We start from the raw sequence: 10,457 nt of genomic DNA, 5'->3' as shown, positions 1-10,457 counted from the left end.
GCCCGGGACCATCGCCGACACGGTGATCCATCTGGACCCCCTCGTCACCGCCGAGTCGCCCCTGCCCGAGGCCTTCCCGCTCTACCGGAGCGTGCTGGCGGGCGCGCCGCGCCGGCTGCTCGCCGTCGAGCGCAGGACCGAGGGCGCGGCCAGCGGACTGCGCGGCTTCTTCCGCAGCGTCGCCCGGGAGTATCCGGACCTCACCGCGACCCTGGTCGAGGTGGCGCCCGGCGCCGGACCCGAGGAGATCGCCGCGGCCGTCGTCACCGAACTCGCCGCCACCGACCGGGAACCGGTCGTCCTGACCGGCGGGGGCACCCGGCGCGCCCTGCGGCTGACCCCCACCGATCTGGGCGCGCTCGCCGCCACCGGCGCGGGCCCGGCCGGTGACGGGGTCGCCGAGGCCGAGGCGGCCGGGCTCGACCGCGACGCGGTCGTCCTGCTCGTCGGCGGCGCCCGTGGCATCACCGCGCGCTTCGCCCGTACGATCGCCTCCGTCAGCCGGTGCCGTATCGAACTGATGGGCCGTACGCCGGTCCCCGCCGGGGCCGAGGACCCGGTGACCGCCGGGGCCACGGACCGTGACGCGCTGCGCGCCGCCTTCCTCCGCTCCGGGATGACCTCGCCCGCCGAGGTCGAGCGCCGGGTGTCCGCCGTGCTCGCCGCCCGCGAGGTCCGTGACACGGTCGAAGGACTGCGGGCACTCGGCAGCCAGGTCCGCTACCACTGCGTCGACGTACTCGACACCGAGGCCGTCCACGCCACGGTCAAGGACATCCACGCCGAGCACGGCAGGCTCGACGGGGTCGTCTACGCGGCCGGGGTCATCGAGGACAAGCTGATCGCCGAGAAGCCCGTCGAGTCCTTCCGCCGGGTCTTCACCACCAAGGTGGGCGGGGCGCGCGCGGTGCTCGACGCGGTCGGCACACTGCCCACCGGACCCCGCTTCGCGGTGCTCTTCGGCAGTATCGCGGGCGCCCTCGGCAACCGCGGCCAGTCCGACTACGCCGCCGCCAACGACGCGCTGGAGGAGCTGGGACGCCGCTGGTCCACCCCGGAGCGGCGCGGACTGACCGTCCACTGGGGCCCCTGGGCCGCCGCGGAGACCAACGGCGGCATGGTCACCCCCGAACTGATGCGCTCCTACGCAGCCCGGGGGATCAAGCTGATCGACCCCGAGGAGGGGCCGCTGAGCCTGCTGCGTGAACTCGCCTGGGGCGCGCCCGAGGTGCACGCCACGGTCTACACCGCGTCGGGCTGGTGACCGCCGTGTCCTCCCGCACCACGGCCGCCCCACCGGTCGCCACGGGGGCCGCCCCACCGGTCGCCATTGTCGGCATGGCGGCGTTCTTCCCGGGCGCCAAGGACCTGGACAGCTACTGGCACAACATCGTCAACGGCGTCGACGCGATCACGGACGTACCCGCCGACCGGTGGGACGCCGAGTTCTACGCGCCCGGCGGACCCCGGCGCAGCGACCGGGTGTACTGCAAGCGCGGCGGATTCATCGACCAGGAGACAGAGTTCGACGTCGCGCGGTTCGGCATCATGCCCGCCTCGGTGGCGGGCACCGAGCCGGACCAGCTCATCGCCCTGGAGGTCGCCCACCGCTCCATCGAGGACGCCGGCGGAGATTCCGTACTCCCCGCCGACCGGCAGCGCGCCGGGATCGTCCTGGGCAGGGGCGGCTATCTGACGCCCGGTCTGGTCCGGCTCGACCAGCGGGTACGGACCGCCGGCCAGCTCGTCCGTACACTGCGCGAGCTGGCGCCCGACCTCGGCGAGGACCGTATCGAGGAGGTCAGAGCGGCCTTCGCCGGGCAACTCGGCCCCGAACAGCCCGAGTCGGCCATCGGTCTGGTGCCCAATCTGGCCGCCTCACGGGTCGCCAACCGGCTGGATCTGCGCGGTCCCGCCTACACCGTGGACGCGGCCTGCGCCTCGTCGCTCGTCGCGGTCGACCACGCGGTCCGAGAACTGGCCGCGGGGCGCTGCGACGTGATGCTGGCGGGCGGGGTGCACCACTGCCACGACATCACGCTGTGGAGTGTGTTCAATCAGCTCGGGGCGCTCTCCCCGAGCGAGCGGATCCGTCCGCTGCACCGTGACGCCGACGGGGTGCTCATCGGCGAGGGCACCGGTGTGGTGGTCCTCAAGCGGCTCGCGGACGCGGAGCGCGACGGCGACCGTGTGTACGCCGTGGTGTCCGGGACCGGGGTGGCCAGCGACGGCCGCTCGGCCAGTCTCCTCAACCCCGACCCCGGCGGGCAGGTCCGCGCGGTCCGGCAGGCCTGGGACGCGGCGGGTCTCGATCCGCGCGCGGCGGACGCCCTCGGACTGCTGGAGGCCCACGGCACCGCCACCGTCGCCGGAGACCGGGCCGAACTGACCACGCTCACCGAGGTGTTCGGACCGGCGGTGGGCGAACGGGCCGTCATCGGCTCGGTGAAATCCATGATCGGGCACACCATGCCCGCGGCCGGGATCGCCGGACTGATCAAGGCCGCGCTCGCGATCCACCACGGGGTGCTGCCGCCGACCCTGCACTGCGACGAGCCGAACCCGGCCCTGGAGGCCACCAGGTTCGCGCCGCTCGCGAAGGCCACGGCCTGGGAGGACACCGGCACCGGGGTACCGCGCAGGGCGGGTGTCAACGCCTTCGGCTTCGGCGGTATCAACGCCCATGTGGTCCTGGAGCAAGCGGTGACAGCCGTCGCTCCGGTGACAGGGGCCCCGGTGGCCGGTGCGGCCGGCGGGGTCCGCGGGGCCCGTACGACGGTGAGCGAGCCGGAGCGGGTGCTGCGGCTCGCCGCGTCAGGACCCGCGGAGCTGGCCGCCCTGCTGGCCGACGACGACTCCGCGGTACTGGCCGCCGGGCTCGACGAGCGCGCCCCGGCGGCGGGCCCGGTCAGGCTCGGCATCGTCGATCCGACGGAGCGCCGGCTGAAGCTGGCCAGGAAGGCGGTCGCCAAGGGCGTGCCATGGCGGGGCCGCAGCGATGTGTGGTTCAGCCCGAGCCCGCTGCTCGGCCCGGCCGGCGGCCGTACCGCCTTTGTCTTCCCCGGCCTCGAAGCGGAGTTCGAGCCCCAGGTGGCCGGACTGGCCGAGCGGTTCGGTCTGCCCTGGTCACCGGGGCAGGACGCCCGGGTCGGTGATGTCGGGCGGCACGGCGCGGCCGTGTTCCAGCTCGGCCGGATGCTCGACACCGCGCTGCGCGGGCTCGCGGTCGTCCCCGACGCGGTCGCCGGGCACAGCGTGGGGGAGTGGACCGCCATGGCCTGCGGCGGGATCCACGCGGCGGACGAGGTGGACGCCTTTCTCGCGGGCTTCGACCCGGACGCGCTGCGGGTGCCCGGAGCCGTCTTCGGGGTGCTCGGTATGCCCGCCGAGCGGGTGCTCGCCGAGCTGAACGGGCGTACCGATGTGGTGCTCTCGCACGACAACGCGCCCAACCAGTCGATGATCTGCGGCCCGGAGGAGGCCGTGACCGAGCTGATCCAGCTCTTCAGGAACAGGGGGGTGATCGGGCAGGTGCTGCCGTTCCGCTCCGGTTTCCACACCCCGATGCTCGCGCCCTACCTCGGACCGATCCGGCGCGCGGCGGAGGCCTACACCCTGCATCCCCAGACCACCCCGGTCTGGTCGGCCACGACCGCCGCGCCCTACCCGGACGAGCCGGGCGCCGTACGGGAGCTGTTCGTACGGCATCTGCTCGAACCGGTGCGGTTCCGTCAGCTCGTCCGCGCCATGCACGACGCGGGATACCGTGCCTTCGTCCAGCTCGGCGCCGGTCAGCTCGGCTCGCTGATCGACGACACCCTGGCGGGCAAGGACCGGCTGGTCGTCTCCGCGCACTCCACGGCCCGGGACAGCCTGGCGCAGCTCCGCCGGGTGGTCACCGCGCTCTGGGTGGACGGCGCGTCGCCCGATGTGACCCCGCTGCTGGAGCCGACGGCCACCGTCGCCGCCAGCGCCAGCGCCACGGTGTCGACGTCGGTGTCGGGCCCGGCGAAGGCGCGGCCGTCGGGCCGGGGAGTACGACTGGACCTCGGCGGGGCCCTGGTGTCGCTGCCCGAGGAGGCCAGGAACGTCCTCACCGGCAGGACCGCCCGTACCCCGGCCCCGGCCCACGCCCCCGTCGCCCCGATGGTCGCCGGCAGCGCGCTGGATCTGCTCGGCCGGGCGGGCAGCCGCTTCCCGGTCGCCGCCGAACTGTCCGCGCTGCTCCAGGACACCGCGGCCGTCGCGAACGAACTCATCGGCGCCGGTGCCGCCCGCGGGGGCGCCCCGCGCGCCCTGGTCCGTCCATCGGCCCCGCCGGTACCGCCCGCCTCGCCGCCCGCCTCGCCCGGCGGACCGCCGGCCGGACCGCCGGTGGTCCCGGAACCGCCGTCCGTCCCCGCCGTACTGCGCGTGGATGTCGCGGAGATGCCGTATCTGCTCGACCACTGCTTCTTCCGGCAGCGGCCCGGCTGGCCCGACGACGCCGACCGCTGGCCGATCGTGCCCGCGACCACGGTCATCGCCCATCTCATGGAGATCGCCGAGCGCGCGGTCCCCGGCAGGCGCGCGGTCGCGGTGCACGAGGTACGGCTGCTGAAGTGGATCGAGGCCATACCCGCCGCCGAGGTGCCGGTGGAGGTACGGCGGCTCTCGCCCGACCGGGTCGAGGTGAGCCTGACCGGTTTCTCCCGGGCGGTGGTCGAACTGGCCGACCGCCATCCGGCGGCCCCGGAGCCCTGGCCCGTCGATCCGGCCACCGAACGTGTCCCCGCTCTGCGCGCCGAACAGCTCTACAGCGAACGGTGGATGTTCCACGGCCCGCGCTTCCAGGGCGTCAGCGAACTGACCGCCATCGGCGATCTGCATGTGCGCGGAGTCATCACCGCGCCGGAGGCCCCCGGCGCACTGCTCGACAACGTGGGGCAGCTGCTCGGCTACTGGATCATGGCGACGCTCACCGAGCGCACCACGGTCTTCCCCGTGGGGATGGAGCGCATCCGCTTCCACGGGCCCGGTCCACGGCCGGGGGAGCGGCTGGTCTGCGCGATCCGGATCACCGAACTCACCGAGTTCACCCTCACCGCGGACATGCAGCTCATCAAGGACGGCCGCGTCTGGGCGGAGTTCACCGGCTGGCAGGACCGCCGGTTCGACACCGACCCCAATATCCGCGAGGTGGACCGCTTCCCCGGCGAGCACACGCTCTCCTCGGCGGAGCCCGGGGGCTGGACGCTGGTCCATGAGCGGTGGCCCGATCTGGCCACCAGGGAACTGATGATGCGCAATATCCTCGGCGGCGAGGAGCGCGCCCGCTACGAGGCGCTGCCACCGGTCCGCAGACGGCAGTGGCTGCTCGGGCGGATCGCCGCCAAGGACGCCGTGCGCGGGGTGCTCTGGGGCGAGGGGGCGGGCGAGATCTATCCCGCCGAGATCGCCGTCGACAACGACGCCACGGGCCGCCCGCTGGCCCGGGGTGTGCACGGGCGCGCGGTCGGCGAACTGACGGTGTCGATCGCCCACTGCCGTGAGAGCGGGGTCGCGATCGCCCGGCGCGGACCGTGCGGGATCGATGTCGAGGAGATCACCGAACGGCCCAGGTCCACCGCCGAGACGGCGTGCGGACCGGCCGAACTGGCCCTTCTCGACAGCCTGGTGGCCGGATCCGCGGAGAGTGCCGCGGTGTGGTTCACCAGGTTCTGGGCGGCCAAGGAGGCCGTCGCCAAGGCACGCGGGACGGGACTGGGCGGGCGCCCGGCCGGGTTCCGTGTGGTCGCCGCGGAGCACGACCGGCTCCGTGTGGTGACCGAGGGCCGGTCGTACGAGGTGGATGTACGGGAGGTCGCCAATCCACGGGGGCTGCCCGAGCGGCGGTATGTCGTCGCCTGGACGACCGGTGACAGCACGACCGGTGACAACACGACAGGAGAGTTCTGATGAGCACTGAGGCGATCGGCTTCGCGACCGTGGAGCCGGGGGAGCGTACGCCACTGGGCGGCGACGGCGGCACCGTACTGGCCGACATCACGGGCATGCTCCGCGAGCTGCTGGCGGAGGACGGTCTCGACGACGCGGAGATCACCCGGGAGACCACCTTCCACGACGATCTCGAACTGGAGAGCATCGACCTGGTGACCCTCGCGGGGTCACTGCGCGAGCACTACGGCGACCGGGTCAACGTCGCCCTCTTCATAGCCGATCTGGAACTCGACGAGATCATCGCGCTCACCGTCGGTGAGCTGGCCGACTATGTCTCGGCGTCGCTGCGCGCCGGTACGGAGGGCTGACCCATGGCGAAGATCAGCACCGGTGAGATCACCACTCACGTCCAGCGGCTGCCCGCGGCCAACCCGCCCGCGGACGGCGGCGAGCCGGCCGTCGTCGTGTTCGTGCACGGCCTGCTCACCGACAGCCTGGCCAGCTACTACTTCACGCTCGGCCCGGACTTCGCCGCCGCCGGGTACGACGTGATCATGTACGACCTGCGCGGTCACGGCCGCAGCGACCGCCCGCCCACCGGCTACCGGCTGGAGTCCTTCGTCGCCGATCTCGTCGGGCTGCTCGACGCGCTGGACGAGCGGCGCCGGGTGCATGTGGTCGGCAACTCCTTCGGCGGTACGGTCGCCGCCGCCCTCGCCGCGTGGCACCCCGAGCGGGTCGCCACCGTCACGATGATCGAGTCCGAGCCCCCGGTCGAGGAGTGGACCCGGCACATGGCCGACGGTCTCGCCGACGCCAAGAACCAGCTCGTCCGCGAGGAGGTCATCAGCTGGATCTCGGCCAAGCACGGCGCGCACACCGCCCGGCTCTCCCGGGGCGCCGGCCGTATCCTGCGCACCACCACGCTCGCCGAGGACGTCCCGGCGGGCCGGGTCATCGGCGACGACCTCGACGCGCTCGGCTGCCCGGTGCTGGCGATCTTCGGCGACGAGTCGGGGCTCAGCGCCCAGGTGCCCAGCCTGGAGGCCAAGCTGGCGTCCTGCCGCACGGTGGTCCTCACCGAGCAGGGCCACTCCGTCCTGGTGGAGCGGACCGAGGAGACCCGGAACCTGATCCTGGAGTGGGTGGGGGAGCACACGCTGGCCGGGGCGGTGCGGTGACCCGCTTCCTGCTGGTCGTCCCGCCGCTCGTCGGACATGTCAACCCGCTGGTCGGGGTCGCGGCCGAACTGGCCCGCCGGGGCCACCAGGTGGCGTGGGCCGGCCATGCCGACCAGATCCGCCGGCTGGCGGGCGCGGATGTCACGGTGTACGACTGCGTGGTGCCCGGCGGCGGACTGAGCAGACCACCCGGGCTCACCGGTCCCGCCGCGTTCCGCTTCCTGTGGGCGGAGTTCTTCGTGCCGCTCGCCGACGCGATGGCGCCCGGTGTCGACGCCGCGATCGACGCGTTCCGCCCGGACCTCGTCCTCACCGACCAGCACGCCGTGGCGGGCGCGCTGGTCGCCGAACGCCGGGGCGTCGTCCATGTCACCTCCGCCACCACCTCGGCCGAACTCGTCGACCCGCTGGCCGGGATGCCCAAGGTCGGCGCCTGGCAGAGCGAACTGCTGGGCGCTCTGCGCGGGCGGATCGGTGATCCCGCGCGCATGGGCGACCCCCGCTTCTCGCCGTACGGGGTCATCGCGTTCACCGGGCGCGAACTGCTCGGTGACACGCCGCCGCCGAACGAGCGGACGTATCTGGTCGGTCCGGCCATCGCCCCGCGCGCGGACCGCTCGGACTTTCCCTGGGACGAGCTGGACCCGGCACGCGCCACGGTGCTCGTCTCGCTCGGTACGGCCAACGCGGACGCGGGCGGCCGGTTCCTCGCGGAGGCGGTCACCGCGCTCGACCGGCTCCGCGACCGGGTGCAGGGTGTCGTGGTCGATCCCGGCCATACGCTCACCGAGGTGCCGCCCGGCGTACTGGTCCGCGCGCACGTGCCCCAACTCGACCTGCTGGCACGGGTGGACGCCGTCGTCTGCCACGGCGGCCACAACACCGTGTGCGAATCGCTCTGGCACGGGCTGCCGCTGGTGCTTGCACCGATCCGGGACGACCAGCCCATCGTCGCCGGACAGGTCGTCGACGCGGGCGCGGGGGTACGGGTCCGCTTCGGCCGGGTGGACGCCGCCCGGCTGGGCGCGGCCATCGAGACCGTACTGGACCCGGACAGCGGTCACCGGGCCGCCGCAGAGGCCATCGGCCGCTCCCTGCGCGCGGCCGGCGGCCAGTCGGCCGCGGCCGGACATCTGGAGCGGATCGCGGCGGCTCCGCCCTCCCCGGCGGTGTCCGCCACCGTCCCCGCCCCGGCCACCGCCGCCGTGTCCGTATCTCCCTGACCGATCGCCCTGACCGCAGGCCCGCCCCCCCCGGCCCGCCACACCGAACATCTGCCCGCGACCCCGGGATCCTCCCTATGACAACCGCTCCCCCACCCACCGCGGTACCCCCCACGGCCCCAGGGCCCCCGGCCGAGGCGCCGTCCGACGCGCCGTCCGACGCGCCTCCCGCGACCGCCCCGCTCCGGGTGCTGCTCCGCTACGCCCGCCCGCACCGGCTGGTGCTCACCGCGACCCTGCTGCTGGTCCTGGCGGCCAGCGCGGCCGGACTGGTGCAGCCGCTCGTGGCCCAGCACGTCCTGGACGGACTGAGCGAGGGGCGCGGGGTGTTGGGCCCCGTCCTCCTGCTCGCCGCGCTCGTCGTCCTCGGCGCCGGGCTCACCGGGCTCCAGTCCTGGTGGCAGCAGCGGACCTCGGAACGGGTGGTCCGGCAGATCCGCCGTGACCTGGTGTTCCGGCTGATCCGGCTGCGTGTGCCCGAACTCGACCGCCGCCCGCCCGGCGATCTCATCTCCCGGGTCACCTCCGACAGCGCCCTGGTGCAGAACGCCGCCACGGAGGGGCTGGTGATGGTCGCCAACGGTGTGCTCAGCATCCTCGGCGCGGTGGTCCTGATGGGCGTGGTCCATCTCGGACTGCTCGGGGTGACGGCCGGTGTCCTGCTCGCCGTCGCCCTGGTGATGGTGCTCATCCTGCCCCGTATCCGGGAGGCGGTCGCCCGCTCGCAGGAGTCGGTCGGCGCGGTGGGCGCCGCCCTGGACCGCACCCTCGGAGCCGCCAGGACCGTCAAGGCCAATGGCGCGGAGGGCCGTGAGACCGCGCTCGCCGGGGAGGCGATCGAGGGCGCCTACCGCGCGGGACTGACCGGCGCCCGCTATGTGGCGATGGTCAAGGTCCTCTCCGGTGTCTCCATCCAGGCCGCGTTTCTCGCCGTGCTCGGGGTGGGCGGGGCCCTGGTGGCCTCCGGCGATCTCGACGCGTCCGCGCTGATCGCCTTCCTCCTCTATGTCTTCTATCTGGCGAGCCCGGTCGGCTCCCTGGTGGCCGGGCTGAGCATGCTGCAACAGGGGCTCGGCGCCGTCGGCCGTATCGAGCAGGTCAAGCACATGCCGGTCGAGGACGATGTCGACACCGCCGACACCACCGGTACTGCCGGTTCCGCCGGGGCGGCGGGACCGCGCCCGTCCGGCGCGCCACCGGTGGAGTTCCGGGACGTACGGTTCTCCTACCCCGGCCGGGTACCCGCCCTGCGCGGGATCTCGTACACCGTGCCGGGCGGCACCCAGACCGCGCTGGTCGGCCTCTCCGGCGCGGGCAAGACCACGATGTTCTCGCTGCTCCAGCGCTTCCACGAACCGGCGTCGGGCCAAATCCTCATCGACGGTGTGGACATCGCCACCCTGCCCCGGGCCGAGGTGCGCCGGCGGATCGCGTATGTGGAACAGGAGTCGCCCGTGATGGCGGGCACGATCGAGGACAACCTCCGGTACGCGGCCACCGGCGCCTCGGACGGGGACATCGCCGAGGTGCTGCGGCTGACCCGGCTCGACACCCTGATCGAGCGCCTTCCCGACGGGCTGCGCACCGCGGTCGGCAACCGTGGCGTCACCCTCTCGGGCGGCGAGCGGCAGCGGCTGGCCATCGCGCGGGCCCTGCTGCGCCGGCCCGAGGTACTGCTGCTGGACGAGGCCACCGCCCAGCTCGACGCGAGCAATGAACGGGCGCTGCGGGAGGCGGTGGACCAGGCGGCCCGTCGCTGCACGGTGATCCTGATCGCGCACCGGCTGTCCACGGTCACCGAGGCGGACCAGATCGTGGTGCTGGAACACGGACTGGTGCGTGCCGCGGGAACCCACCGCGAGCTGGTGGAGGCCGATGTCCTCTACCGCGAGCTCGCCTCCTCCCAGATGCTGGTCAACGAGCCGGACGGCGGGAGCGGCGGTATCGGCGCGCTGGTCGAGACGCCGAGCTGATTCGTGCGGCGTTGATTCGTGCGGCGTTGATTCGTGCCGAGCTGATTCGTGCCGAGTTGATTCGCGCGTGCCGAATGGCGGCGCGCCGAATCGTGAGGAACGGACAGCGGAACCGGCGGAGGGACGGACATGAGTGAGGGCGTTCCGCCGAAGTGGCGGAC

At 73.6% G+C, this 10,457-nt stretch carries 6 protein-coding genes; all 6 read left to right on the top strand.

The genetic code is table 11. From position 1 onward, the window contains the following. Window positions 1-1,264 (top strand): SDR family NAD(P)-dependent oxidoreductase (locus tag ACWGDX_RS38710; protein ID WP_453633427.1); only part of this gene is annotated, 1,264 nt, incomplete at its 5' end. Then, window positions 1,261-5,937, top strand: coding sequence for a beta-ketoacyl synthase N-terminal-like domain-containing protein (locus tag ACWGDX_RS38705; protein WP_453633425.1), 4,677 nt, complete (start codon window positions 1,261-1,263; stop codon window positions 5,935-5,937). The genes ACWGDX_RS38710 and ACWGDX_RS38705, both read left to right, overlap by 4 nt. Window positions 5,938-6,032: 95 nt before the next feature. Next, window positions 6,033-6,287: an acyl carrier protein gene (locus ACWGDX_RS38700; protein ID WP_453633429.1), complete on the top strand. Its 255-nt coding sequence runs from the start codon at window positions 6,033-6,035 to the stop codon at window positions 6,285-6,287. 3 nt (window positions 6,288-6,290) lie between these two features. Beyond that, entirely contained in the window at window positions 6,291-7,100 is an 810-nt protein-coding gene (locus ACWGDX_RS38695; protein WP_363084375.1) for an alpha/beta fold hydrolase, read from the top strand. Continuing rightward, a complete protein-coding gene (locus ACWGDX_RS38690; RefSeq protein WP_453633423.1) occupies window positions 7,097-8,323 on the top strand; it encodes a glycosyltransferase in 1,227 nt (408 codons plus the stop codon). The genes ACWGDX_RS38695 and ACWGDX_RS38690 overlap by 4 nt, the downstream gene beginning before the upstream one ends. A 77-nt stretch (window positions 8,324-8,400) precedes the next feature. Then, window positions 8,401-10,296 (top strand): ABC transporter ATP-binding protein, encoded by a 1,896-nt coding sequence (locus tag ACWGDX_RS38685; protein WP_453633421.1) that lies wholly within the window; start codon window positions 8,401-8,403, stop codon window positions 10,294-10,296. Window positions 10,297-10,457: the final 161 nt, after the last annotated feature.

This window comes from Streptomyces sp. NPDC055025 (assembly GCF_053608565.1).
This window is presented reverse-complemented; position numbering and strand designations above follow the sequence as displayed.